This is a genomic window from Nitratidesulfovibrio sp. D1 (assembly GCF_051133415.1).
In the GTDB taxonomy this organism is placed as follows: domain Bacteria; phylum Desulfobacterota; class Desulfovibrionia; order Desulfovibrionales; family Desulfovibrionaceae; genus Cupidesulfovibrio.
The window spans coordinates 292,794-318,425 of the sequence record NZ_JBPGNZ010000002.1; the positions used below are offsets into that span (position 1 = coordinate 292,794).

21 protein-coding genes are annotated in these 25,632 nt (G+C 69.1%); 12 read left to right on the forward strand and 9 right to left on the reverse strand.

The features are described from left to right. Nucleotides 1-198 precede the first annotated feature (198 nt). Both phnD and ACR4XJ_RS04470 read right to left on the reverse strand, forming a co-directional pair. Nucleotides 199-1,254, reverse strand: coding sequence for a phosphate/phosphite/phosphonate ABC transporter substrate-binding protein (gene phnD, locus ACR4XJ_RS04465; protein WP_434754068.1), 1,056 nt, complete (start codon nucleotides 1,252-1,254; stop codon nucleotides 199-201). 328 nt (nucleotides 1,255-1,582) lie between these two features. After that, complete coding sequence (locus ACR4XJ_RS04470; protein WP_434754069.1) at nucleotides 1,583-2,350, reverse strand: HAD-IIA family hydrolase; 768 nt, start codon at nucleotides 2,348-2,350, stop codon at nucleotides 1,583-1,585. A 375-nt stretch (nucleotides 2,351-2,725) separates the two neighbouring features. Between ACR4XJ_RS04470 and ACR4XJ_RS04475 the strand changes: the two genes are divergently transcribed. The 6 genes from ACR4XJ_RS04475 (at nucleotide 2,726) to ACR4XJ_RS04500 (ending at nucleotide 8,676) form a co-directional block, all read left to right on the forward strand. Beyond that, nucleotides 2,726-4,786: a DAK2 domain-containing protein gene (locus tag ACR4XJ_RS04475; RefSeq protein WP_434754070.1), complete on the forward strand. Its 2,061-nt coding sequence runs from the start codon at nucleotides 2,726-2,728 to the stop codon at nucleotides 4,784-4,786. A gap of 264 nt (nucleotides 4,787-5,050) precedes the next feature. Then, nucleotides 5,051-5,284, forward strand: a complete 234-nt coding sequence (locus ACR4XJ_RS04480) for a hypothetical protein (RefSeq protein ID WP_333505323.1) — start codon at nucleotides 5,051-5,053, stop codon at nucleotides 5,282-5,284. 451 nt (nucleotides 5,285-5,735) lie between these two features. Continuing rightward, complete coding sequence (locus ACR4XJ_RS04485) at nucleotides 5,736-6,062, forward strand: 4Fe-4S dicluster domain-containing protein (RefSeq protein WP_434754071.1); 327 nt, start codon at nucleotides 5,736-5,738, stop codon at nucleotides 6,060-6,062. 4 nt (nucleotides 6,063-6,066) lie between these two features. Further along, a complete protein-coding gene (locus ACR4XJ_RS04490; RefSeq protein WP_434754072.1) occupies nucleotides 6,067-7,215 on the forward strand; it encodes a 2-oxoacid:acceptor oxidoreductase subunit alpha in 1,149 nt (382 codons plus the stop codon). A 7-nt stretch (nucleotides 7,216-7,222) separates the two neighbouring features. Next, nucleotides 7,223-8,056 carry a 2-oxoacid:ferredoxin oxidoreductase subunit beta gene (locus tag ACR4XJ_RS04495; RefSeq protein WP_434754073.1) on the forward strand — a complete coding sequence of 278 codons (834 nt, stop codon included), beginning with the start codon at nucleotides 7,223-7,225 and terminating at the stop codon, nucleotides 8,054-8,056. Then, nucleotides 8,053-8,676 carry a 2-oxoacid:acceptor oxidoreductase family protein gene (locus ACR4XJ_RS04500; protein ID WP_434754074.1) on the forward strand — a complete coding sequence of 208 codons (624 nt, stop codon included), beginning with the start codon at nucleotides 8,053-8,055 and terminating at the stop codon, nucleotides 8,674-8,676. The genes ACR4XJ_RS04495 and ACR4XJ_RS04500 overlap by 4 nt, the downstream gene beginning before the upstream one ends. On the opposite strand, the gene ACR4XJ_RS04505 is transcribed toward ACR4XJ_RS04500, so the two are convergent. Beyond that, nucleotides 8,666-8,881, reverse strand: a complete 216-nt coding sequence (locus ACR4XJ_RS04505) for a hypothetical protein (RefSeq protein WP_434754075.1) — start codon at nucleotides 8,879-8,881, stop codon at nucleotides 8,666-8,668. The genes ACR4XJ_RS04500 and ACR4XJ_RS04505 overlap by 11 nt on opposite strands. 34 nt (nucleotides 8,882-8,915) lie before the next feature. Here ACR4XJ_RS04505 and ACR4XJ_RS04510 point away from each other — a divergent pair, with 34 nt between their 5' ends. Next, the gene (locus ACR4XJ_RS04510) at nucleotides 8,916-9,212 is read left to right on the forward strand and encodes a hypothetical protein (protein ID WP_434754076.1); all 297 of its coding nucleotides are present in this window, start codon (nucleotides 8,916-8,918) and stop codon (nucleotides 9,210-9,212) included. A 164-nt stretch (nucleotides 9,213-9,376) separates the two neighbouring features. Here the strand turns inward: ACR4XJ_RS04510 and ACR4XJ_RS04515 are convergent, their stop codons facing one another. The 5 genes from ACR4XJ_RS04515 to ACR4XJ_RS04535 all read right to left on the reverse strand — a co-directional run bounded on the left by ACR4XJ_RS04515 (nucleotide 9,377) and on the right by ACR4XJ_RS04535 (nucleotide 15,173). Next, on the reverse strand, nucleotides 9,377-10,288 hold the full coding sequence (locus tag ACR4XJ_RS04515; RefSeq protein ID WP_434754077.1) for a GNAT family N-acetyltransferase: 912 nt from the start codon (nucleotides 10,286-10,288) through the stop codon (nucleotides 9,377-9,379). 105 nt (nucleotides 10,289-10,393) lie between these two features. Then, nucleotides 10,394-11,977, reverse strand: coding sequence for a sigma 54-interacting transcriptional regulator (locus ACR4XJ_RS04520; protein WP_434754078.1), 1,584 nt, complete (start codon nucleotides 11,975-11,977; stop codon nucleotides 10,394-10,396). Between the two features lie 4 nt (nucleotides 11,978-11,981). Next, nucleotides 11,982-12,587 carry an indolepyruvate oxidoreductase subunit beta gene (locus ACR4XJ_RS04525; protein ID WP_434754079.1) on the reverse strand — a complete coding sequence of 202 codons (606 nt, stop codon included), beginning with the start codon at nucleotides 12,585-12,587 and terminating at the stop codon, nucleotides 11,982-11,984. Continuing rightward, nucleotides 12,584-14,473 carry an indolepyruvate ferredoxin oxidoreductase subunit alpha gene (gene iorA / locus ACR4XJ_RS04530; protein ID WP_434754080.1) on the reverse strand — a complete coding sequence of 630 codons (1,890 nt, stop codon included), beginning with the start codon at nucleotides 14,471-14,473 and terminating at the stop codon, nucleotides 12,584-12,586. Before iorA ends, ACR4XJ_RS04525 begins: the two co-directional genes overlap by 4 nt. Nucleotides 14,474-14,477: 4 nt before the next feature. Beyond that, the gene (locus tag ACR4XJ_RS04535) at nucleotides 14,478-15,173 is read right to left on the reverse strand and encodes a tetratricopeptide repeat protein (RefSeq protein ID WP_434754081.1); all 696 of its coding nucleotides are present in this window, start codon (nucleotides 15,171-15,173) and stop codon (nucleotides 14,478-14,480) included. A 364-nt stretch (nucleotides 15,174-15,537) separates the two neighbouring features. Between ACR4XJ_RS04535 and ACR4XJ_RS04540 the strand changes: the two genes are divergently transcribed. The 3 genes from ACR4XJ_RS04540 (at nucleotide 15,538) to ACR4XJ_RS04550 (ending at nucleotide 18,656) form a co-directional block, all read left to right on the forward strand. Then, complete coding sequence (locus ACR4XJ_RS04540) at nucleotides 15,538-16,875, forward strand: glutamate-5-semialdehyde dehydrogenase (RefSeq protein WP_434754082.1); 1,338 nt, start codon at nucleotides 15,538-15,540, stop codon at nucleotides 16,873-16,875. Between the two features lie 159 nt (nucleotides 16,876-17,034). Beyond that, nucleotides 17,035-17,850: a nicotinate-nicotinamide nucleotide adenylyltransferase gene (locus ACR4XJ_RS04545; RefSeq protein WP_434754083.1), complete on the forward strand. Its 816-nt coding sequence runs from the start codon at nucleotides 17,035-17,037 to the stop codon at nucleotides 17,848-17,850. Next, on the forward strand, nucleotides 17,841-18,656 hold the full coding sequence (locus ACR4XJ_RS04550) for a hypothetical protein (RefSeq protein ID WP_434754084.1): 816 nt from the start codon (nucleotides 17,841-17,843) through the stop codon (nucleotides 18,654-18,656). Before ACR4XJ_RS04545 ends, ACR4XJ_RS04550 begins: the two co-directional genes overlap by 10 nt. A 79-nt stretch (nucleotides 18,657-18,735) precedes the next feature. Here ACR4XJ_RS04550 and ACR4XJ_RS04555 read toward each other — a convergent pair whose 3' ends face one another. Further along, complete coding sequence (locus tag ACR4XJ_RS04555) at nucleotides 18,736-19,911, reverse strand: glycosyltransferase family 9 protein (RefSeq protein ID WP_434754085.1); 1,176 nt, start codon at nucleotides 19,909-19,911, stop codon at nucleotides 18,736-18,738. A gap of 269 nt (nucleotides 19,912-20,180) precedes the next feature. On the opposite strand from ACR4XJ_RS04555, the gene ACR4XJ_RS04560 reads away from it, so the two are divergent. After that, on the forward strand, nucleotides 20,181-22,916 hold the full coding sequence (locus ACR4XJ_RS04560; protein ID WP_434754086.1) for a cache domain-containing protein: 2,736 nt from the start codon (nucleotides 20,181-20,183) through the stop codon (nucleotides 22,914-22,916). A 320-nt stretch (nucleotides 22,917-23,236) separates the two neighbouring features. Then, complete coding sequence (locus ACR4XJ_RS04565; protein WP_434754087.1) at nucleotides 23,237-25,624, forward strand: GGDEF domain-containing protein; 2,388 nt, start codon at nucleotides 23,237-23,239, stop codon at nucleotides 25,622-25,624. Nucleotides 25,625-25,632: the final 8 nt, after the last annotated feature.

Genomic DNA, 25,632 nt, shown 5'->3' on the forward strand with positions numbered 1-25,632 from the left:
CCCCGCTGCACTCCGCCGTGCACCGCGCGGTGCACCCCCCGGAATGCGGACGGGAAAATCCGGGCATGCGCCCGGACCTGATGACCGGATGGCCGCACGGCCCGCGCGCACTGCGCGGCCACGGCGGCGGCACCCCTTCTGCCGACGGACGACAGGGCGGGGCCGGGCCCGACGCCCGGCACCCGCCATCCGGAATCGCTACTGCTTCTTGGCTTCGGCTTCCTGCTTCTTCTTGGCGGCCTCGGCAGCTTCCTTCTCCGCGATCTTCTGCAGACCGGACTGGTTGAAGGTTTCGCCGTTGGCTTCCGCGATTTCGCGGATGACCGCCCAGTCCTTCTGGTAGGTCACCGGGAAGAACCGGTCGGCCCCGCCGAAGGTCTTCTGCATTTCGGGGGTGAAGCGGTATTCGTGGAAGGCGTCGACGATCTTCTTCACCAGATCGGGGTTCAGGTCGTGGGCGTAGCCGAACGAAGAGGTGGGAAACACGTCGCTCTGCCAGATGACCCGGTAGTCGGCCTCGCTGATGCGCCCGGCCTGGGCCATGCGCTTGAACACGTCGCCGGCCACGGGGGCGGCGTCGTAGTCGCCGTAGCCCACGCCCAGGATGGACTGGTCGTGCTTGCCCGAATAGACCACGGTGTAGTCCTTTTCGGGGGTCAGGCCCAGCTTGGGGAAGATGGCGCGCGGGGCCAGGTTGCCGGAGTTGGAAGAAGCGGAGGTGTGCGCCACCTTCTTGCCCTTCAGGTCGGCCAGGGTCTGGAAGGGGCTGTCCTTGCGCACGATCATCAGCAGGCGGTAGCCCTGGAAGCCTTCGGCGTCGCCCTTGACGGCGATGGGCACGTAGCCCGCCAGGTTGACGGCGTAGCAGGTGGGGCCGGTGGAAAAGCCCGCGATGTGCAGGCGGCCGGAGCGCATGGCCTCCACTTCGGCGGCGTTGGACTGCACGGTGTAGTAGATGACCTTCTTGCCGGTCCTCTTTTCCAGGTAGGCCTGGAAGTCGGCGAAGGCATCCTTGTAGACGGCGGGGTCTTCAACGGGGGTGTACGTGAACACCAGCGTGCCAGGATCCTTCCACTTCCCCTTGTCCTTGGGGGTATCGGCCACCAGGTCCTTGTTGTCGTCGCAGAACATGGCGTCCAGCGCGCCACGGTTCGCGCACTCGTCGGCGGCCTTGGCGATGTCGGCGGTCATGACGCACAGGCCCGCGGCCAGGACGACCGGAGCGAGCAGCAACTGCATCCACTTCTTTGTCATTGCCTTCTCCTAGATATGGCGTTGACGTTGGAATGATCGGCCCTTGCGGCGTCTCATCCTCGTCACCGAAACGCCGCAAAATCGTCGTATTATAATCCAGCAAGGCTTGTTCTCAAAGCATTTTCTGTCCGCCGGGCATCCGCCCGGCATGGACAGGACATGGACGGGACATGGACGGGACATGGACGGGATGTGGGCCAGACATGGACCGGACACGGCGGGACGGGCGCATGGCGGCATTCTGCCGGACATGCGCATGCCCGCGCAAGCGACGTTACCGTTACGCCATGCATGACCACGCGGATGCCCGTTCCGGAAGCCCCGAGGGTCAGTATCCCCCCAGGTCATCCACTACAAGCGCGGGCTGCCGTGCAAGCCCGGCAAGATCCTCGCGCCGGGTTTCGCCGCTGAGCACCAGGATGAAATCCATACCGGCGTTTTCCGCAAGCAGCTTGTCCGTGTAGATGCGGTCGCCCACCATGGCCATCTCGTGGGGCTGGTAGCGCGTGAGCAGCGAACGCAGCAGAATGGTGTTGGGCTTGCCGAACACCACGTCCGGCGTGCGTCCGGTGGCCGCCTCGTACAGTGCGATGAAACTGCCCGCATCGGGCAGCGGACCCTGCGGCGAGGGGCACACCTTGTCGGCATGGGTGGCCAGGAAGGCCACCTCTGGCCGTTGCAGCAGCAGGCACGATTCCGCAAGCTTGCGGTAGGTCAGTTCCGTGTCGTAGCCCAGCAGCACGGCCTGGCAGTCGTCCCCGGCGGTGAACACCAGTTCGGGCAGGCGTTCGCGCAGGAAGGCCGTGAAATTGGCGTTGCCCACCGGGTAGACGCGGGTGATGTCCTGTTCCCGCAGATGATCCACCAGCGGCAGCAGCGGCGACAGCATGCGGTCGAGCCCGATGTGGATGCCCATGCCCGCCAGCTTGGCCGTGTAGTCGGCAAGGTTCTTTGAGGTGTTGTTGGTCAGGAACTGGATGTCGCGCACCCCCAGGTTGCGGCGGATGAAGTCCACCGTGCCGGGGATGGGCCGGTCGCCCAGGTACACCGTGCCGTCCAGGTCGAAGATGATGCAGCGCTTCTGGTCGAGATTCATGAATATCCCATGCGGTATGTGGATGCGGTGCGTTGTCCGGGAATGATGCCGAAGGGGAGTCCCGGCCGGGTGGCCGGAGGAGGAATGCGCGGGTACGGAATGTGTGGGGCACGTCCCGGCAGCATGTCGCACGGCCGGGCCTTCGCGTCAACGCCGGGGGGCCGGTTCCGTGGCCGCCCCGCGCGCCCCTCTAGTGCCGGAAGATGGTGTTTCCCTTCCATTACACAATGTTACAACAATGTTGCAGTGGCACGGCAACTCCATTATAGCTAACGCGCCGCCGGGGGGCGGGCATGCCGGCAGGGCGTTCCCGGCCGCATTCCGCCGTACTCCGCGCATCCACACCCATACTTGCCCCGCCAGGAGCGACTCCACTTGCAGGACAGGCAGACCCAGCCCCAAGACTCTTCCGGAACATCCACCGGGCCCTCCCGCGAGGCCGCCCGAGATTCCGAGAGCCAGGCGCAGCCCTCGCGCATCAGCTATCTCGACGGCATCCGCTTCCGCCGGGTGGTGCGCGCCGCCGCGCGCCGCCTCATCGAAAAGCACGGCCATCTCAACGCCATCAACGTGTTTCCCGTGCCGGACGGCGACACGGGCAGCAACATGGCCGGCACCATGAAGTCCATCGTGGCCTCCACCTCGGCCACACCGGAAAGCTCCATCGGCCGCATGAGTTCCATCGTGGCCGAATCCGCGCTCATGGGCGCGCGGGGCAACTCGGGGGTCATCCTGGCCCAGTTCCTGGCCGGGTTTTCGGAAGGGGTGAAGGACCTGTCGCGCGTCAGCCCCCGCGACTTCTCCGAGGCCGCGTCGCTGGCCGCGCGCCGCGCCGTGGAGGCCATCGCCCACCCCAAGGAGGGCACCATCCTCACGGTCATCCGCGACTGGGCCGACCACCTGCGCGCCAACTGCCACTCCTACAAGGATTTCCATCACCTGCTGCACGATTCGCTGGACCGTGCCCGCCAGTCGGTGCAGGAAACGCGCGAAAAGCTGGCCGCGCTCAAGGCCGCCGACGTGGTGGACGCCGGGGGCCTCGGCTTCGTGTACCTGCTGGAAGGCATCGTGGAATTCACCGAGCGCGGCACCATCAACCGGCGGCGGCAGGCGGCCGAGGCATCAGACGTCCCCGGCGCAACGGACGCGGCGGACGCGGCGGATGTCCCGGACGGCGACGGCGGCAGCCCCACCCTCGGCGAAGCCCAGGAACGGGTGGCCGTGCAGGAACTGACCTACGGCTTCTGCACCGAATGCCTCATCCGCAACGCGGCAGACAGCCCCATCGACCGCGAGGAGTTGCGCGTCCGGCTGGAGGAACTGGGCGATTCCATCGTGGTGGCGGGCGCCGGGGCCGTGACCCGGGTGCACGTGCACACCGACACGCCGGACACGGTGTTCGCCATCGCCGCCGAATACGGCGAGGTGTCGCACCACAAGGCTGAGGACATGCTGCGTCAGCACCGCGACCTGCTGGCCGCCGTGGCCGGGACCCATCCCCAGGCCGCGCCCGCGCCCACAGGCACTGCCGTGGTCACCGACTCCACCTGCGACCTGCCGCGCGAACTGCTGGACGAATACGCCATCCGCACCGTGCCCCTGCGCCTGTTCCTGGACGACGAGGAGTTCGTGGACAAGGTGAGCATCTCGGCCGACGAGTTCAACCGCCGCCTGCCCTCCTCCCGTTCCGCGCGCACCTCGCAGCCCGCGCCCGCCGATTTCCGCGCCGTGTACGAGGATGTGCTGGCCACCCATGCCGAAGTGGCCTCGCTGCACGTCACGGCCATGTACAGCGGCACCCACCAGTCTGCCGCCACCGTGGCCCGCACGGTCTCGCCGCGCATCGCCGCCGTGGACTGCCGCACCCTGACCGTGGGCCTCGGCCTGGTGGTGCTGGAGGCGGCCCGCCGGGCAAGGGCGGGCATGGATGCGGCGGAGGTGGCCCTCCTGGCCGCGCGCGACGCGGACAACCTGCATGTGTACGTTTCCATGGACACCCTGGACTTCGCCGTGCGCGGCGGCCGCATGAGCCGGGGCACCGGCATGGTGGCCAAGCTGCTGCACATCAAGCCGGTGCTGTGCTTCGACCCGCGCCAGGGCGGCAAGGTGGAGGTGGCGGCCAAGGGCATCGGCCCGCGCCGCGCCGGGGAAAAGCTGTTCGCCCTGCTGGAAAGGGCCATGGACGGCCTGACCAACCCGCGCCTTGCCGTGGCGCATGTGGGCGCGCCGGAAACCGCCGCCCGCTACGCCCGTGAACTTACGGCCCGCTTTGGCGTGGCCCCGCTGTACGTGGTGCCCGCCTCGCCGGTGCTGGGCTGCCACAGCGGCCCCGGCGCGTGCGCCGTGGCCCTGCTGGGTGATCCCAAGACGGATGCCGCCACGGCGGCTGATCCCAGGACGGACGCCTCCCAGCCAGCCAATCACGAGGACGACTGAATCCCCGTTCCACCAGCCGGATAATCCATGCACCGGCGCGGCGTTTCGCGGCCACGCCCTTGCCAGACGCCCGGCTTGCGGCTATCTCTTGTCACATGGAAGGCAGAAACGGGGCTCGTCCCGCCCGCCTTCGTCCCGCATCGCAGGCAGCCATGGACCGGCAGCCCCGAACCGGCGACATGACGCCGTCCCCGACCGCATTCCGGACGATAGCGGGGGACGCGGCCATGGCGTCACGGCCTTCGTGCCAAAGGGGGGTGCGCCATGGCGTACGTCTATTCCGATATCTCCACCTTCTCCGGCCGCAGGATGCTGGAAATGGTGCTGGGGCAGCAGGTGCGCTCCGGCATGCGCTTGCAGATCACCGACGAGATCATCGCCCTGTACCTGCGCTCTGTGCAGGTGGCGGAACAGTACCCCACAAAGGTGGTGACGGCCTCGCAACGCGGGGTTCCCCCGGAAGTGCTCCGGGGGCTGATTACAAGCTGGTCCATCTGACGCACGCACCGGCGGTTTCTTCGGAAGCCGCCGTTTCATTTGTCCGCCGCTTTCCGCCGCTTTCCGCAGCCCCCTCCCGGCCGGTTCCGTCGTCCCGGCGGGAACCACGTCCGCCCCGGTCCGAACCGTCCGCCCGGCGTATCCGGCGCGTCGTGGCCGCCGTGCCCCGCCCCCTTCCCCATCCGTCCGTATCGGGCCGCACGGCGTCCCATGCCGCGCCGCCATTGCATCGGCGGGCAGGCCGCGCCATCCGTCCGGCATGCTTCCATTGTTCGCACAACCGTGCAACATGCCGAATTTTTCTTGCCGTGACCCGAGGTTGCGTTTATTGATGGCCCAAACGCGCGCAGGGGCGGCACTCTCACCGCCGCATCATCCCGGCCCCAGCGGCCCGGCCACCATGGAACGGACGCCCTGCTCCGTTGCACCCAAAGCCACCATTGGTGCGGCTATGTCAAAGAAGCAAAAAGGTCAGACCCGCGTCTGTGTCTACCCCGACTGGTGCAAGGGCTGCGGCCTGTGCGTGGCGTTCTGCCCCGCCAAGGTGCTTGTGCTGAACGCCTTCGGCAAGTCCGAGGTGGCCAACGAGGACGAGTGCATCAATTGCGGCTTCTGCGAACTGCACTGTCCGGATTTCGCCATCGCCATCAAGCCGCGCACCCGCAGCGCCCCAGGCCAGCCGGACCCGCGCAGCGGATGGAGCGACCCCGAGGCCGAACACGGCCGCGCCTCTCCGCCCGAGCCCACGCCCGAACCGAACCCCAACCCCGAAGAGTGACGCCATGGCGGTGCAACGCAAGAAACGCAAGAGACGCGAACTGTTCGCGCTCGGCAACGAGGCGGTGGCCGAGGGCGCACTGCTGGCCGGGTGCTCGTTCTACGCCGGCTACCCCATCACCCCGTCCACGGAAATCATGGAGGTCATGGCCAACCGCCTGCCCCTGATCGAGGACGGCGTGTTCATCCAGATGGAAGACGAAATCGCCAGCATGGGCGCGACCATCGGCGCGTCGCTGGCGGGCCGCAAGGCCATGACGGCCACCTCCGGCCCCGGCTTCGCCCTGATGCAGGAGCACATCGGCTACGCCTGCATGGTCGAGGCCCCGCTGGTGGTGGTCAACGTCATGCGCGGCGGCCCCAGCACCGGCCTGCCCACAAGCCCCGCCCAGGCCGACGTGCAGATGGCCCGCTGGGGCACCCACGGCGACCACCCCATCATCGTGCTGTCCGCTTCCAACGTGCAGGAATGCCTGGAAATGACCGTGACGGCCTTCAATTTCGCCGAAAAGTACCGCACCCCGGTCATCCTGCTGCTGGACGAGGTGACGGCCCACACCCGCGAAAAGATCTCCGTGCCCGACCCGGACGAGGTGGAAATCCTGTCCCGCGTGGAACCCACGGTGCCGCCGGAATGGTTCAAACCCTACGCCGACACGGCGCGCGGCGTGCCCGCCATGGCGCCCATCGGCTCCGGCTACCGCACCCACGTCACCGGGTTGACCCACGACATCATGGGCTATCCCACCCAGCGGCCGGACGAGGTCAAGGACGCCATGCTGCGCCTGTTCCGCAAGATCGACCAGTACTACGGCGACATCCAGATGGCCGACGAATACCTGCTGGACGACGCGGAGGTTGCCGTCGTCGCCTATGGCAGCGTGGCCCGCTCGGCCCACCTGGCCGTGGAGCAGGCCCGCGAGCGCGGGGCCAAGGCCGGGCTGCTGACGCTGAAGACGCTGTTCCCCTTCCCGCGCCCGGCGGTGGAAAAGCTGACCCATCGCTGCCACACCGTGGTGGTGCCAGAGATGAACATGGGCCAGATGTCGCGCGAGGTGAAACGGGTCAACAACGGCCGCACCAAGGTGCGCACCATCAACCGGGTGGACGGGCAGATCATCACGCCCTCCGAAATCCTGAAAGCCATACTGTAGGTGGGCCATGGCGGACGTTACCCAACTCATCCACGACTACCTGCGCCACAACAAGAAGTTCCCCCACGTGTTCTGCGCGGGCTGCGGCCACGGCATCGTGCTGGGATCGCTGATCCGCAGCGTGCACGCCCTGGGCCTGCCCAAGGACGACGTGGTGCTGGTGGCGGGCATCGGCTGTTCCGGCCGCATGGCCGTGTACGTCGATTTCAACACCGTGCATACCACCCACGGCCGGGCGCTCACCTTCGCCACCGGCATCAAGATGGCCAACCCGAAGCTGAAAGTCATCTGCGTCATGGGCGACGGCGACGCGCTGTCCATCGGCGGCAACCACCTGATCCACGCCGCGCGGCGCAACATCGGCGTCACCGCGCTGATCCTGAACAACCAGATCTACGGCATGACCGGCGGGCAGTGTTCGTCGGCCACTCCGCAGGGCGACATTTCCATGACCACGCCCTTCGGGTCGCTGGAAAAGGCCTTCGACATCGCGGACATGTGCAAGGCCGCCGGAGCCAGCTACGTGGCGCGGGGCACCTCGTTCCACGCCATCCAACTGGACAGGCTGATCAGCTCGGCCATCATGCACCCCGGCTTCTCGGTGGTGGAGGTGTTCAGCCCCTGCCCCACCCAGTACGGACGCAAGAACAAGTTCCGCAACGCCGTGGACATGTACAAGTGGCTGAAGTCCAACACCGTGAAGGTGGAAACCCTGAAGGAGCCCGACCGGAAGCCCGCGGACGGGCGCATCCCCATCGGGGTGTTCCGCGACGTGGACGAGCCGGGGCTTGAGGAACGCTACTTCGAGCTGCAACGCAAACTCATGGGGCAGAACCGATGAAGGCGCCGCAACCCATAGACCGTTTCGAGATCCGCCTTTCCGGCCTGGGCGGGCAGGGGCTGATCACCCTGGGCCGCCTGCTGGGCTCGGCGCTGGCGCTGGGCCACGGCTACTACGTCACCCAGACCCAGAGCTACGGGCCCGAGGCGCGCGGCGGCTCCAGCCGCGCCGACGTGGTGGTGAGTTCGCGCCCCATCAGCTACCCCAAGACCGAAAGCCTGGACCTGCTGGTGGCGCTGAGCCCCGAGGCGTGCAACAGCTACTACCGGCTGCTCAAGAAGACCGGCATCCTGCTGGTGGACACCACCCTGGTCAAGCACGCGCCCACCAACGTGTACCTGGGCCTGCCGTTCACCCAGATGGCCAGGGAGCAGATCGGCAATCCCATGACCATCAACACCATGGTCATGGGCGCGGTGACGCACCTCCTGCCCTTCGCGGACCCCAAGGTGATGCGCAAGAGCCTGGAGGCCAACCTGCCCGCCAAGATCCGCGAGGTGAACGCCAAGGCCTTCGCCCTGGGGCTGAAGCAGGCCCAGCGCAACTTCGGCGACGCGGGCGGCATCTGGGCGGCGGCGGAGGAGAATGGGCAGCACTCCGAAGACGACATCATAGTGTAGCGAGGAACACGCTTTCGCCCTCCTGCGTCGTCAGGCGTCGTTCGCCGCTCCGGTCACGCACCAAAGAGTGCGCTCCCATCGCGGCGAACTCGCCTTCCTTGCCGGAGAACGAAATTCGTGTCCCTCGCGGAGGCTGCGTGATCGCAGCGCCCGGCAGCACGAATAGAATGGCAAAATTTGATTGATCCCAAGAAAAATAACGCATTTCCGCCCCTCGCCGGGCGCAGACGGACCAAACCATGAGCACGACCATCGAAGAATTGACAGTGAACTACGAGGAAGACGGCCAGCTTGTGGTCAAGGAACTGGACAAGGCCGTGCTCTCCAAGGGCGCATGGACCACCATCCTGTTCCGCTACCGGCAGTGGGATCCCAAGACCGAAGACTACGGCGCGGACAAGTACGTGGTGAAGCGCTACAAGAAGACGGGCGGCGAATACCGCGCCCAGTCCAAGTTCAACATCTCCAGCGCCGACCAGGCCCGCAAGATCATCGAGGCATTGCAGGGCTGGCTGGACGAGGACCCCACGGCGTAGGCCGTTCCGACCGGCCGGACGAGACAGACAGGCCGGTCATTCCGGGTGGGCACCATCGGAACGCAACGGGCGGGAGTGCGCAGTGCGCGCGGTCCCGCCCGTTTTCGTCGTTGATGTGTCCGGCGCAGCATTCCCTCGTCACCCCCTTCTGCCTGCCGTGCTCCTCAGGCCACGGGCGCGCACTCCACGAAGCGCCCCACGTCGCGGAAGCCCAGGCGGGCATAGACGCGGTACCCGTCGCCGGACGCCTGCAACACCGCGTGGCGGCACCCCGCCCCTCGGGCGTGCAGCAAGGCGGCGCGGGTAATGGCCACGCCCAGCCCCCTGCGCCGGAAGGTTTCCAGCGTGCACACGTTGTACACGCCCGCCACGTCGAGACGCGTAGCGTCCCCCGCCGGGGAACTCCCCGACGCGGTGCGGTACACCTCGGCCGCAGCAGCCGGTTGCCCGTCCAGATACGCCACCAGCAGCGTTGCGGGGCATTCCGGCGCGTACAGGGCCGGGGCGGCGCGGCGGTAGAAGCGCAACACCTCGTCATCCGGCGGGTTCCAGTTGGCGGCCAACACCGCAGCGAAGTCGGCCACACCCGCCGCGTCACGAGCCGGGCGGATGTCCAGCCCCGGCACGGGGGGCGCTGCGTCCGGCTCCGCATCCGCCAGCGGCAGGTACATGCCCGTTTCCACTTCGCCCACGGCAAATCCGTGCGCCGCCAGCGCGGCGGGGATGTCCTCCCCCTGCTCCGCCCTATCCCCCGCGCCGGAAAGCGGCCCCAGCCACCAGGTGTACGGCGCGCCATGCCCGCCGAAAAACGACCGCACCGCCGCCACCGTGTCCGCCAGCGGTACCCCGCCCCGATACCCGAACGCCTTGTTGAAGGTATCCGAGGCCACCCCGGCGTACACGGCGCGAATGTCCGCCCGCTCCAGCAGGGCGGGGGCATCCTTTTCCTTCCCCTGCCCCGCTCCCGGCGCTTCTCCGCCGCCCGCACGGTCCTCGCCGCGCACCAGAACCGTCTGCGCGGCCAGCCGGATGGACAGATTATCCTCGATGAGGCGCTGCATCTTCCGAATATCCATGATCATTCCTCGCCATGCCGCGCCACGCGTCCGAAAGCAAACGACCGGCCCCCGTTGCCGGAAGCCGGTCGCGTCACGTGCGTGCGCCAGCCGGTCGGGCGTCGCCTACTTCATGCCACGCGCCTTGGCCACGGCGAACTTCTTGGCGTCGATGCCGTACTTCTTCACCTTGTAGTTGACGATGCGGTAGCTCACGCGCAGGTCGCGGGCGGCCTGCAACATGTTGCCGCGCGCCTTCTTCAGCGCGTCCACCAGCAGTTCCTGCTCGAACTTGGCCACCGCCTCGCAGAACGAGAGGTTGGTGTCCGTGGCGGTGGATTCCGCCGTCTGCAACGAGGGCGGCAGATGGTAGGTGCGGATGACCTGCTCGTCGCACACCAGCACCGCGCGCTCAATGCAGTTCTTCAGTTCCCGGATGTTGCCGGGCCAGTGGTACTGCGTCAAGAGGTCGATGGCCGGGGTGGAGATACGCTTGATGCTGCGCGAATACTCCTCGGAGTAGATGCGCAGGAAGTGTTCCGCCAGCGGCAGGATGTCCTCGCGCCGCTCGCGCAGCGGGGGAATGAAGATGGGGAACACGTTGATGCGGTAGTACAAGTCCTCGCGGAACAGCCCCCGCTCGACGAGTTCCTCCAGCGGCTGGTGGGTGGCGCAGATCAGGCGCACGTCCACGGTGATGGTCTGTTCGCTGCCCAGGCGCTGGATTTCCTGCTCCTGGATGGCGCGCAGCACCTTGGCCTGGGCGTTGGGCGACAGTTCGCCCACTTCGTCCAGGAACAGGGTGCCCTTGTTGGCCAGTTCGAACAGGCCCTTCTTGGTGTGCACCGCCCCGGTGAACGCGCCCTTCTGGTAGCCGAACAGTTCGCTTTCCACCAGTTCGGAGGGCAGCGCCGCGCAGTTCAGCTTGATCAGCGGCATCTCGCGCCGGGGGCTGGCCTGGTGGATGGCCTCGGCCAGCAGTTCCTTGCCGGTGCCCGATTCGCCGCGCAGCAGCGCCGTGGCCCGGCTGGGGCCCACCTGGGCCGCCTGGTTCAGCACCAGACGCATGGCCTTGGACGCGGCAACCACGTTGGCCGGGGTGAACCCGATGTCGTTGCTGTCGCCCACGATGAGGCCCTGGGTCATCAGGTGCTTCTGGCGGGCCATTTCCTCTTGCAGATACGAGGCGTGGTTGGCGATCATGCCCGCCACCACCTCCAGGAACCGGCAGTGCGATTCCAGCTGCGGCATGGGCACCGAGGGGGTGTCCACGCTCAGGGTGCCGATGACCTCGCGCCCCTGCCGGGGCTCGTCGGCGGGGCCCAGCACCGGCACGCAGATGAAGGCCAGGTTTTCCTGCTCCTCGTCGGAGCGGCCGAAGGCCTTGTTCAGGAACGCCGGGTGGTCCTTGATGCGCGGCACGATGACCGGCTGGCCCGTGGAGAACACCTGCCCCGTCACGCCCACGCCCGGCTCGTATTCCACGTGGTCCGCCTTGGCGGGCGTCTGCGACAGGCTGAGCTTCAGGGTGCGGGTCTCGGGGTCGAAGATGACGATGTGCGGCCGCTGGAAGTCATGGTTTTCAGCCAGCGTGCGGAGCAGCGACTTCAGGGTGGACTGAAACGGCCGCTGCGGCCCCATGTCGGACACGATCTTCTGGAGCGTGCCGAGATAGGGCTGAAGGCGCTTGTCGTCGGTGATGGTGGTCATGCGGTCAGCTCGCGGAGGTGACGGCCCGAACGCCCAGTTCGACCGCCCTCAGGTTCATGTCCATGAGTTTGGGGGCAAGATGGGTGCGGATGGCGGCCTCCAGCGCGTCCGGGCCGAAGGGCAGCAGCCCCGTGGCGCAGGCCGCGCCCAGCAGCACGCTGTTGCCCGCCTGCACCGACCCGGCCTGAAGGCCCAGGGTGCGGCACGGCAGGAACCACGAATGCGCGGCGCAGCCTTCCACCTTGGCGCGGATGCGCTCCATGCCGGGGTAGGCTTCGCGCCCGGTGGAAACGCCCACCGGCGGCAGCGGTTCGGTGTTGGACAGCACGCTGCCCCCGGCGGCCAGGTGGGTCATGCCGCGCAGGGTTTCCAGCGGTTCGAAGCCCAGGATCAGGTCCGCCTCGCCATGGCCGATCTTGGGGCTCATCCAGCCGCCGAGCAGGATGGTGGATTCCACCACCCCGCCGCGCTGGGCCATGCCGTGGATTTCGCCGGAGGTCACCTCCAGCCCCTGGTCCAGGGCGGTGCGGGCCAGCAGGGTGGTGGCGGTCAGGGTGCCCTGCCCGCCCACGCCGGTAAGGTAGATGCGGATGCGTGCCGCGTTGCTCATGCGTCGCTCCTCTTGCGGGCCTTGATGGTGTCCGCTACCTGCAGACAGACCATGCAGCCGCCGCAGAGGTTCTCGTCCACGTGGATGCCGGTGTCGTCACGGAAGAAGGCGGGGCAGGCCAGGTGTTCCAGACAGTCGGCCACGGAAGGGCTCTGTTCGGCCACGTACGCCACCTGGTTGCGCGGCTTCTTCAGGGTGCGCCGGGCGTAGAGCACGCACGGCTCCTCGGCGATGATCACGCGCACGCCGGAACGTTCCTTCATCTCCGCCAGGGCCTTCATGGTAGACTTGACGTTGAAAGGCCGCACCTTGACCACGTCGGCCACGCCGCAGCCGCGCACCACGGCCTCGATGTCCAGGTGCACGCAGGCGTTGCCCAGCACGTCCTGGATCACGCCGGGGTTGGGCTGGTGGCCGGTCATGGCCGTGGTGCCGTTGTCCAGCACCACCACGATCAGGTCGTGCTTGTTGAACACCGCGTTGACCAGCCCGGTGATGCCGGAATGGAAGAAGGTGGAGTCGCCGATGAAGGCCAGCGTGGGCTTGCCCGAGGCCGTGGCGAAACCGGAACCCGCCGACACCGACGAGCCCATGCAGAACAGGAAGTCGGCCATGCGCAGCGGGGGCAGCAGGCCCAGGGTGTAGCAGCCGATATCGCTGGAGTACACGGCGTCATCGCCGAACACCTTGCGCACGGCATAGTACAGCGCGCGGTGCGAACAGCCGGGGCAGAGGTTCGGCGGGCGCACGGGCAGGGCCGTTTCCGGGTCGCAGGCCATGGGCAGGCGGGCGGTTTCGCCCAGCAGGTCGGCCAGGGCCTGGGTGACGGACTGGGTGGAGTATTCGCCGTAGATGGTCAGCGCGCCGCCCTTGCCGCTGACGGCCACGGGCAGGCCCCTGCGCTGGACGAGCGCGCGCACGTCGTTCTCCAGCAGGGGTTCCAGTTCTTCCAGCACCAGCACGGCGTCGCATTCGGACAGGAAGTCGGTCAGCAGTTCTTCCGGCAGGGGCCAGGTCATGCCCAGATCCAGCACCTTCACCCGGCCACCCCAGCCCGTCTCGTGCAGGGCGTCGGACAGGTAGGCGCGGCTGATGCCGCTGGCGATGACGCCGAAGCGCCCGTCGCCGCGCACGGTGTTCCACGGCGAATGCTCGGCCTTCTCCCGCGCCACGCCAAGATGCCTGACCAGTTCGGCGTGGCGCACCCGGGCCACGGCGGGCACGGGCACGAAGCGCCGGGGGTTGCGCTCGAAGGGCACGATGGGCGCGGGCTGGTCAAGCGGGCCGAATTCCACCGCGCCGCGCAGATGGTTGACGCGGGTGGTGGTGCGCAGCAGCACGGGCTGTTCGAGTTCTCGCGCCAGCAGCAGCGCGTCGCGCGTCATGTCCTTGGCTTCCTGCGCGGTGGCGGGCTCGAAGCACGGCATGCCCGCGAAACGGGCGTAGGTGCGGTTGTCCTGCTCGTTCTGGCTGGCGTGGCAGCCGGGGTCGTCGGCGGACAGCAGCACCAGGCCGCCGGGCAGGCCGGTGTAGGTCATGGTCAAAAGCGGGTCGGCGGCCACGTTGACGCCCACGTGCTTCATGGTCACCAGGGTCATGGCACCGGCCAGCGCCGCGCCCGCCCCCACTTCCATGGCCACCTTCTCGTTCACCGAATATTCCAGGCGGTAGCGGCCCCCGCCGCCGATGCGGCGGAAGGTGTCGGGCACTTCCGACGAAGGGGTGCCGGGGTAGCAGGCCACCAGGTTGACGCCCGCCTCCAGCGCGCCGCGCACGATGGCCTCGTTGCCCAGCAGCAGGCGCCGGGCGCCCGGTTCGTCAGCCAGAAGAGGATTCACCGGGCGCGCGCCCGGCGTCACGCCCGATGGTGCAGTCGATTCGCTCATGGGCTTACGCGCCCCCCTTCTGCATGCGGGCCTTCAGCGCTTCCACGCGGCTCCTGAAGTAGTCCTTGTTGCCTCCGATATCGGAGGTCATCAACTGCTCGTAGGCGGCCACGGCGCGGTCCAGCTTGCCCGCGCGTTCCGCCACGACTGCCAGCTGGCCGCGCACGGCATTGCGCGAAATCTCGCTCACCGAACCTTCCAGCGCTTCCAGCACGGCAAGGGCCTCGGCGTCCTTGCCCGCCTGCGACAGGGCCTGCGCGCGGCCGATGCGGGCCACCACGCCGGTGGCGCCGTCGGCGGCGGCCAGGCGTTCCCAGGCCGAGGCGGCCTTGTCGTAGTCCTTCTGTTCCATGGCGGCGGCGGCAAGGTCCAGCAGCACGGCGTTGCGCACGCCCGACGGAGCCTTGGCTGCAAAGGCTTCCAGCGCCTGCACGCGTTCCGCGCCGGTCTTGGTCACGGTGATCATGCCCAGTTCGGCCTGCGCCTCGCGCGTCTGCTCGGCGGCCCACCAGCGGTAGCCCGCGCCCGCCCCGGCGGCCAGCACCAGCACGCCGAGACCGGCGGCGATGTAGCGGGCGTTGTCGAGCACGAAGCGCAGCAGCGGCGCGGCCTCGCCGGACACTTCGCCCTTCAGGGGTTCGGGGATGGCGGGTTGCTGCTGGGCGCGCGGCAGTCCTTTCCGGATCTTGTTCTCCGACATGCGAATTGCTCCTTGAGAATGCGGCGCACGGCCGCTTTGTGGCTGGAAATCGCAAAGCCCGATTCTTTTACGTGCCCATTACAGAAATGTCAAAAGGATTCCGGACGCTGACCGGTTTCTCGCGGCCCGTCTGGGCTTGCGGGTTTTGACAAGGCCATTCGCCCGCCCGCGCCCGGGGCGCGATGCGCCGCGCGCAAATCATGCAAACCGGCTTGCGCGATGGGGCCGGATGCCTCCGCATGCAGTGCCGCCCCCGGCCTTCGGGTCATATTGTTGCGTTGCCGAAGGGCTGCGGATATAGCAATGTTTCGCAACCTTCACGTCGTTCCGCCGCCACACGGAACGCCAGAGCGCCGGAGCCGCCATGAGCACGCAGAACACCACCCCCGCCCCGGACAGTACACCGGGCACCACGCAGGACGCCGCCCCGGACGCCACCAAAGACGACATCGCCCTGCTGGTCGAGTCCATGGGCAAGCGCGCCAAGGCCGCCGCCCGCAAGCTGGCCGCCGCGTCTCCCGCCGCCAAGATCGACGCCCTGCTGCGCCTTGCCGGGCTGCTGGAATCGCGCGAGGCCGACATCCTTGCCGCCAACGCCAAGGATCTGGCCGCCGCCCAGGCCGCGGGCATGGACGCCCCGCGCATGGACCGCCTGCGCCTGACCCCGAGCATCATGGCCGAAATGGCCGCCGCCTGCCGCCACGTGGCGGGCCTGCCCGACCCGGTGGGCGCGGTGGAAACCCAGTGGCAGCGCCCCAACGGCCTGCTGGTGGGGCGCATGCGCATTCCGCTGGGCGTCATCGCCATCATCTACGAATCGCGGCCCAACGTGACCATCGACTCCGCCATCCTGTGCCTGAAGGCGGGCAACGCGGTGATCCTGCGCGGCGGGTCCGAGGCCATCCACTCCAACCTGGCCTTGGCCGGACTCATCGCAGAGGCCATGGCCGCCGCGGGCCTGCCCGGCGACGCGGTGCAGGTGGTGGCGCGCACCGACCGGGCCGCCGTGGGCGCGCTGTGCGCCCTCGAACAGTACATCGACGTGATCATCCCGCGCGGGGGCGAAACCCTGATCCGCGCCGTGGTGCAGCAGGCCACCATGCCCGTGCTCAAGCACTACAAGGGCGTGTGCCACGCCTACGTGGACGCGGGGGCCGACCTTGCCCAGGCCGTGGAGATCGTCTTCAACGGCAAGGTGCAGCGCCCCGGCGTGTGCAACGCGCTGGAATGCCTGCTGGCGCACCGCGACGAGGCCGCCGCCCTGCTGCCCGCCGTGGCCGCGCGGCTGGCCCCGGCCGGGGTGACCTTCCGGGCGTGCCCGGCGTCGCTGCCCCTTCTGGGCGAGGCGGCCACCCCCGCCGCGCCGGAAGACTACGGCATGGAGTTCCACGACCTGATCCTGGCCGTGCGCGTGGTGGACGACATGGACGAAGCGCTGGCCCACATCGCCGCGCACGGGTCCAACCACACCGAAATCATCTGCACCCGCGACCACGCGCGGGCCATGCGCTTTTTGCGCGAGGCCGACGCATCCATGGTGGCGGTGAATGCCTCCACCCGCTTCAACGACGGCGGGCAACTGGGCCTTGGGGCCGAGATCGGCATCAGTACGTCCAAGCTGCATTCCTATGGCCCCATGGGCGTGCAGGAACTGACCACCACCAAGTTCGTGGTGTTCGGCGCGGGCCAGGTCCGGGAGTAACGGGAACAGCGGGAACAGCGCGGCGGCTGAAGGGGCGTCCCCGGTGGCGCTTCTTCACCGGCTTCGTCGCGCACGGTCCGTAAGCGCTCGCTGAGCGAACGTGGGCCGGGGCAGACGAATCAGGCAATCCGGAGCAACCAAGGGGACGGCGAAAGGCTCATGCGGCGCATCGGCATACTTGGCGGCAGCTTCAACCCGGTGCATTCGGGCCACCTGCGCCTGGCCATAGAGGTGGCCGAGGCGCTGCGGCCGGAACGCATCGACCTTGTGCCGTGCGCCGTGCCCCCCCACAAGGAGGGGCACGGCCTGCTGCCCTTCGGCCTGCGCCTGTCCCTGCTGCGCGCCGCCGTGCGCCCCTTTGCCGCGCTGGCCGTGAACGCGCTGGAAGGCGGGCGCAGCGGCCCCTCGTACACCTGGGACACCCTGCACGCCTACCGCGCCGCCGAGCCGGAGGCCGCGCCGTTCTTCATTCTGGGGGGCGAGGATTTCGAAATGCTGCCCCACTGGCACCGGGGACTGGAGTTGCCGCGCATCGCCGACTTCGTGGTGGTGCCCCGCGCGGGCAGCGGGCCGGAAGCCTTCCGCGCCGCCCTGTCCGCCCGCTGGCCGGACGCCGTCCCGCTGCCGCCGGAACCCGGCGGCATGGCCCACCCCGCACCCCGCCTCTCGCAGGGTACGGAACGCCACCTGCTGCCCGGCGGCCCCTACGGCGACACCATGCTGACGTTCCTGCCCCTGCCCCGACTGGACATCAGCGCATCCTTGCTGCGCGGCAAATGGCTGCGCGGCGCGGACATCCGCCTGCTGGTGCCCGATGACGTGGACAGCCTGCTGCGCGCCCACGCCGACGAGGTGCGCCGCTGCTGGATGTCCGCCGCCGACACCCCGCAGGCCACCGCCCCGCGCCCCGGCTGTCGCCCTCCCTGTCCGTCCGGCCCTTCCAAGGCCCCCCCCAAGGACGCCCCATGCGAATGACCGCCCCCAAGGCCGTGCGCGACAACATCGCGCGGTCCCGCGCCTATCTGGCGCGCGGCTACCTCACGCGCGCACTGGGGGCCATGGAAACGGCCCTGCGCAACTATTCCGGCACCACGCTCATCGGGCAGGCCCGCTTCGAGACAGAGGTGCACATCCACGAATTCGTCAACGACCTCAACAGGAACCACGTCATCCGCAAGTTCTTTGAAGGGCGCAAGGTGCTTTCCGGCCCCTACGTGGCGTACGCGCCGGGCGACGAGCTTCCGCTGGCCGAACGGCTGGAATCCATCCGCCACGCCATGCTGGAGGAGGAACGCGCACGGGCCGCCGAACAGGCCCAGAAGATACTGATGCGCAAGATGGAACTGACCGGCAACGGCCAGGCCCGGCTGGACGCGGGCGACCTGCCGCGCGGGCGGGCCCTGCTGCGCCGCGTGGCCGATGAATGGGGGCACGAGCCGGGGGTGCTCACCGACATCGGGCAACGTTTCCTGCGCGCCCGGCTGTTCTTCGAGGCGGCGGAACTGTTCGAATCGGTGCTGGATTCCTTCCCCGGCGAGGCCCCGGCCTATTCCGGAGCCGTGGCCGCGTACATGGAACTGCGCGAGTACCCCAAGGCCGAGGTCGTCTACCTGCGCGCCCTGCGCCAGTTCGGCGCGCATCCGCGCACCATGCTCAACCTGGCCAAGCTGTACATGGAATGGCGCAAGCGGGACAAGGCGTACGAATACGCCAATCGCGCCATGCAGGCCGATCCTTCGCTGACCGAGGCGCGGGAACTGCTGTCCCGCCTGACGCGCTGACGGAAGCGCGGCCTCCCGTTGTCCTGCCTGACGCGCTGACGGAAGCGCCGCCCTTCGCCTCCGCCGATGGCCCGTGCCGTCAGCGGGGCTTCGTCTCCGTGCCTGCCGGAACCATCTCCCCCGCCGTCACCCGCCGCACCGCCTCGAACACCGCATCGGGCGCGATGCCCCCCATGCAGCGCCCGGAATGGGCGCAGCGCCTGCTGCCGTGCAGCGAACAGGGGCGGCAGGCGTCGTCCGTTTCCAGCACCACGTCGCGCGGGCCTTCGGGGTAGAAGCCCCATTCCCGCGTGGTGGGGCCGAACAGCGCCACCACCGGGGTGTCCACCCCGGCGGCCAGGTGCATGGGGCCGGAATCGCCGGTCACCAGCACGTCGGCGGCGGCCAGCAGCGCGCAGGTTTCGCGCAGGCCGGTGCGGTCGGTGAAGTCCGCCGCCGCCCCACCCGAGGCCCGGACCTGTTCGACCAGGGCGGACAGGCCGGACAGGCCGGACAGGGGGCCGGATTCGCCGCCCTCGGCCCCCCCCTTTCCGCCGGAGCGCCCCACCACGAACCATGCATGCCCGGCGGCGGAAAGCCGCCCGGCCAGGTCGCGCCAGGCGTCGGCCAGCCACGCCTTGTCCGGGTGGGTGGAATAGGGATGCAGGGCCACCAGCGGACGGGCAAGTGAAGGCGTGCGGCCCGACGCCCCATCCGGCGCACCATCCGGCGTCCCTTCGAGCGCCAGCCCGGCCTCGCGCAGCAGGTCCATGCCCCGCTCCCGCTCCGCGTCGTCCAGCAGGATGCGCGGCAGCAGTCCGGCGCGCGGGGGCGGCGTGGCCTCCACGGCCAGGGCGTAGCGCTGGGTCACGTTGCAGGCGCGCAGCCGGTGGCGGAACAGCCGCCCGCCGGTACGCAGGAACAGCCGCCGTTCCAGCGAGAATTTCGGGTAGCGGCGCACCGGACCGGGCCACAGCAGGCCCAGCAGCCGGGACCGCAGGGTGCCGTGCAGGTCCAGCAGGCCCGCGCCGGGCAGCGAGGCCGCCAGCCCACGCACCAGGCCGGGCAGCGCGGCGGGGCGCAGGTCGCGCTGGTCCACCGTGGCCACGCGGTCCACGGCGGGGTGGTTGCGGAACACCGGAGCCCACTGCGGCCGGGTCAGCACCACGAAGCGCCAGCCACGGGTGCGGTGCAGCCACAGCAGCACGCCCGTGGTCAGCACCACGTCGCCCAGCGCGCTCAAGCGCACCACGAGCCATGTCGTCGGCAGGGTCATCCATTCTCCGCCGGACGATTCCGGCATGCATGCTGTTGCGTGTCCACCGAAGTATGGATATAGCGCTCACCGCAGGCGGAAAGAGCGCCATTACCGTTTCCCTCGGGTCCCGTTTCAGGTATTGGTAGGGCTTGCGTCACCACAACCGGCCACGGCGACAGGGACCGGTGGGGCACAGCACTACCAGCAGCGGCCCGGAAAGAAAAGCGCGCCTACCCGTCCAGCGGCCTCGCGCTCCCGGCAATTCCAGAAAAGACACCAGAAAACGCATGGACATCATCACCCCCCGCGCCCTTTCCTCGCTGCTGCGCAGCGCGCCCGTGCGGCGGCTGTGCCTGCTGCTGGTGCTGGCGTGCGGGGTGTTCACCCTGTTCCTGCTGCATGCGGTGCATACCTTCTGGGAAACGGCGGAAACATACCGCCGCAACCATCTGCGCGAAATGGTGCTGCTGGCCCGCAACCAGGTGCAGCCGGTGCTGGACGAACTGGCCTCCGGCGCCTACGGCCGGGACCACGCCCTGGTGCTGGTGCGCGAACGGATGCGCACCATGACCTTCAACGACACTCGCGGCCCCAACTACATCTTCATGAGCGGCTACGACGGCACGGTGCTGGTCCAGCCCTTCGAGCGGCAGATGGAAGGCCGCAGCGGTCTCGACCTGCGCGACGCGCACGGCGTGGCCATCATCAACGGGCTCGTCGAGACCGCCCGCGCGAACCCGGACGGCGGGTTTTTCTCCTATTATTACATACCGCCGGGCGGCAGCGCGCCGGAAGAAAAGCTGTCGTTCGTGCTGCCCATCCCCGAACTGGACTGCTACATCGGCACCGGCGCATACCTCGGCGACGTGCACGCCGGGGAGCGGCGGTACATCCTGGCCACGGCCGCCCTGGCCGTGACGGTGTTCCTGCTGCTGGGGCTCACCTTCGTCACCGCCCTGGGCGCCCTGGCCCGGCGCGGGGCGGAACTGGAGCGCGAGGTGGAGGAGCGCAAGGCCGCCGAGCAGCGGCTGGCCGCGGCGGAACTGAAGTACCGGTCCATCTTCCAGAATGCGCAGGAAGGCATCGCCGTCATCCAGGACGGCCTGCTGTCCTTCGTCAACCCGCGCATCGGCGAAATCCTGCGCCGCCCCGCCCATGAACTGGCGGGCACCCACTTCACCGACCACCTGCACCCGGCCGACCGGCCCATGGCCCTGGACAGGTACATGCGGCGCATGGGCGGCGAGCCGCCGGGCACCCACCCGCCGTTGCGCATCCTTGTGCCCGAGGGCGAGCGCTGGGTGTTCGGCACCGGGGTGCTGCTGGAATGGGACGGCCGCCCGGCGGTGCTGGTGATGCTGACCGACATCACCGACCTGAAGGAAGCCGAACAGGCCCTGCACGCCCGCGAGCAGCAGTTCCGCGCCGTGCTCACCCAGGCCCCCTTCGCCATGGCCCTGCTGCACCCCGACGGCACCCTGCGCGAGGCCAACGCCGAATGGCTGGCCCTGCACGGGCTGACGGAAGCCACGGGCAACCCGGCCGTGTACACCCTGGGCCGGGACCGCTACGTGCTGCACGCCCAACTGCTCGGACTGGCGGATGCCGCCCTTGCGGGAGAGCCCATCGTCACCGAACCCCTGGAATTTCCGCCCGGAGCCACGCCCGACGGCCACCCCCGCTGGATGGCCCTGCGCCTGTACCCCGTGGGCGGCGCGCCGGGCGCGCCCGACGCCGTGGCGTTCATCATGCACGACCTGACGGTGCTCATGGAGTCGGAGCGCGAGCGCCAGGCCCTGCTGGCCGACCTTTCGCGCGCCAACCGCGCCCTGTCGCGCGCCCAGCGCCACCTGAAGGGAGTGCTGGACGCCATGCCCTCGGCCATCGTGGTGGCCGACGCCGCCGACAGGGTGGTGCTGTGGAACCCGGCGGCGGAACGGCGCTTCGGCGTCGCGGGCGAGGCCGCGCACGGCCGCCCGCTGGCGGAGGTGGCCCCGGAACTGGCCCGCCACCTGCCCCGCCTGCACGCCGCGCGGCGCGGGGGCACAGCCACGCCGCCGGAACGGATCGTCACCCCCGTGGAGGTTCCGGCGGACGCCCGGCCGGACGGGCCGGACGGCCAGCCCGGCGAATTCCGCCGGGTGGAGGACGTCACCGCCATCCCGCTGGAAACCGGCGAGGAGATGTGGGGCATCCTGCGCCTGGACGACGTGAGCGAACGCGCCGCCATGGAAGACCTGATGGTGCAGGCCGAAAAGATGGCCTCGGTGGGCGGCCTTGCGGCGGGCATGGCCCACGAGATCAACAACCCCCTGGGGGGCATCCTGCAAGGGGAGCAGAACCTGCGCCGCCGCCTGCTGGACGACCTGCCCGCCAACCGCGCGGCGGCGGAACGCAGCGGCGTGACCTTCGACCGCATCGCCGCCTATGCCGACGAACGCCGCATCGGCGGGCTGCTGGACGGCATCCGCGAATCGGGGGCGCGCGCGGCGCGCATCGTGGCCAACATGCTCACCTTCAGCCGCCGCAGCGATCCTTCGCGGCTGCCGGTGCAGATCAACGACCTGCTGGAACGCACCCTGGAACTGGCCGTCACCGACTACAGCCTGGCCCGCAACTACGACTTCAAGCGCATTGCCGTGGTGCGCCGCTACGACCCGCACCTGCCGCCGGTGCGCTGTTCCGCCAGCGAGATGGAGCAGGTGTTCCTGAACCTGTTCAAGAACGCGGCACAGGCGCTGGCGCTGCGCGACGGCGGACCGCCCCCGGTGCTGACCCTGACCACCGCCGCCGAGGCCGCGCACGTGCGCATCGAGGTGGCCGACAACGGCCCCGGCATGCCGCCCGAACTGCGCCGCCGGGCCTTCGAGCCCTTCTTCACCACGCGCGAGGCGGGCGCGGGCACCGGCCTTGGCCTTTCCGTGGCCTACTTCATCGTGGTCACCAACCACAAGGGCGCCATCACCATAAAGGAAGCGCCCGAAGGCGGCGCGGTGTTCGTGGTGCGCCTGCCCCTGGCCTGACGCGCCTGACGCGCCTGACGCGGGTGACGCGGGCATCACTCCCGCCTTTTCCGGCTTCCGCCGCGCCACGTTCCCCGCGCACCGGGGCTTCTGCAAATCGTCACACCCCCGTCACCGCCGTCACCCGCGCCTTCATGCTAACTACCCGCCCAGAGACGACCCCGGCGCAGCGCCATGTCACGCAGCCGTCACCGCGCCGCCGGGCACGCACCCGCAGACGACACGCTCACCGTCCCGCGCGAGGTTGCGTTCGCACGCCGGTCGCGGAACTCGCGTCCGCGCGTCCGGCAACGTGCCCACACGGTATCCTGGGGGGATACATGCAACATACCTGGCTGGAGCCGTTCCTGGAAATGTTCGGCCGCAGGCGCGACGACACCATCCACCCACCGCGCCCGGACGGTCCGCCGCCGCCCGGAGCGGCATCCGGTCCCGTGGCGCACTGCCCTTCCCGGTCCGGCCCCGGCGGCCCCATTGCCGTCGAGGCCTCGGTGCGCGATCTGGTGGCCCGGCACGAAGCCCTGCACATGCTGCTGGTGCGCATGGTGGACCACGTGCTGGTGCGCGACCTGTACGGCGAGGAAATCACGGCGGGCATCGAATCGCTGCTGGTGGAAGGACTGTGGGCGGCGGTGCCCGGCCTGAGCGGCCAGCCCGCCCCGGCCCACCACCTGCTGCCGCTGGAGCCCGGCGAATTCCTGGTGTTCTGGCCGGAACCGGCGGCGCGCCCGCTGCGCCTGGCCGACGCCGCCTTCACCATGAAGCTCAAGTTGCAGCACCACCTGAAGGATCCGGTGCTGCGCTGGACCGGGCGCGAGGTGAACATCGGCGTGGGCTGCGCCACCTACCGCCGCCGCCCCGGCGCGGAACCCCGCCAGGAATTCTTCCAGGCCGTGCGCGAGGCGCGCACCATGGCCCGCAAGGAACTGGACCTGTCCGACCTGCGCCTTGCGCGCGACTTCAAGGCGGTGTTGCAGGACAACGCCATCCGCACCCTGTACCAGCCCATCGTGCGCTTTCCCACCGGGCGGATCATGGCCTGGGAGGCCCTGAGCCGCGGCCCGGTGGACACGCCCTTCCACTCGCCCATGATGCTCTTCGACATCGCGGAGGAGTTGGGCATGCTCTTCGCGCTGGAGCGCATCTGCCGCGAGCGGGCCATCGCCTGCGCGGGAGCCCTGGCCCCGGACCAAAGGCTGTTCCTGAACATCCACCCGCGCACCCTCACCGACCCCGGCTTCACCCCCGGCAGCACGCTGGAGGCGGTGCGGGCCATGGGCCTTGCGCCGGAGAACATCGTGTTCGAGATCACCGAGCGGCATTCCATCCGCGATTTCGGGGTGTTCTACAAGACGCTGTCGCACTACCGGGGGCAGGGGTTCAAGGTGGCCATCGACGACGCGGGCACCGGCTATTCCGGCCTGGCCACCATCGCGGAACTGAAGCCCGACTTCATCAAGATCGACATGTCGCTCATCCGCAACATCAACCGCGACCCGGTGCGCCGCGCGCTGATGGAAACCCTGGTCAGCTTCGCCGAAAAGATCGGCTCGCGGGTCATCGCGGAAGGGATAGAAACCCGCGAGGAGGCGGCAACCCTGATGGCCATCGGCGCGCACTACGGGCAGGGCTATTACCTGGGGCGGCCCGACTACCCCAAGCCGGAAACCCACGTGGACATCGGCGAACTGCGCCCCGCCGGACAACTGCCCAGCGTGGGCGGGCTGGCCTGCTCCATGCCCGTGGGCGAACTGGCGGAACCGGCCCACACCGTGCCGCCCACCACGCTGGCGGGCGAGGTCCGCAAGCTCTTTGAAACCTCCGATCCGTTGACCAGCATCGCCGTGGTGGACGAGCGCCACAAGCCGCTGGGACTGATCATGGACTACCACCTCAACCGCCAGTTGTCGGCGCAGTACGGGGTGGCGCTGTACTTCAAGCGGCCGGTGTCGGCGGTCATGGACACCCGCCCGCTGGTGGTGGAGGAATCCACCCCGGTGGAGGACGCCGCCCGCCGGGCCATGTCGCGCAGCCGGTTGCAGGCGTACGACGACATCATGGTCACCCGGGGCGGGGTGCTGGCGGGCATCGTGTCGGTGCAGCGGCTGCTGCACAAGCTGGCCCAGGTGCAGGTGGAACTGGCCAAGGGCACCAACCCGCTCACCGGCCTGCCCGGCAACGTGGCGCTGGAAAAGGAACTGGAGACGCGCCTGGCCGGTGGGCAGCCCTTTTCGCTGCTGTACGCGGACCTGGACAACTTCAAAAGCTACAACGACACCTACGGCTTCAAGAACGGCGACCGGATCATCCTGCTGCTGGCCAAGGTGCTGTCGTGGGCGGTGCAGCGGCACGGGGCCAAGGGCGACTACGTGGCGCACATCGGCGGCGACGACTTCGTGTGCATCACCTCGCCCCGCCATGCCGAGCGGGTGTGCCGGGCGGCCACGCGCTGCTTCGGGCGGCTGGTGCGCGGCTGCTACTGCGGCGAGGATATCGCGCGGGGCTGGATCACCGCGCGCGGGCGCGACGGCATGGAGCGGCGCTTTCCCTTCGTCTCGGTGTCATTGGCCGTGCTGGACTGCCACGAGCGCAGCAACCTGCACGAGATCGGCGAGCGCGCCGCCCACGTGAAGCACCTGGCGAAAGCCATTCCCGGCAACGCCTACGTGCTGGAATGCGGGGTGTGCCAGATGCGCGCCCTGCACTGAGGCGGCCC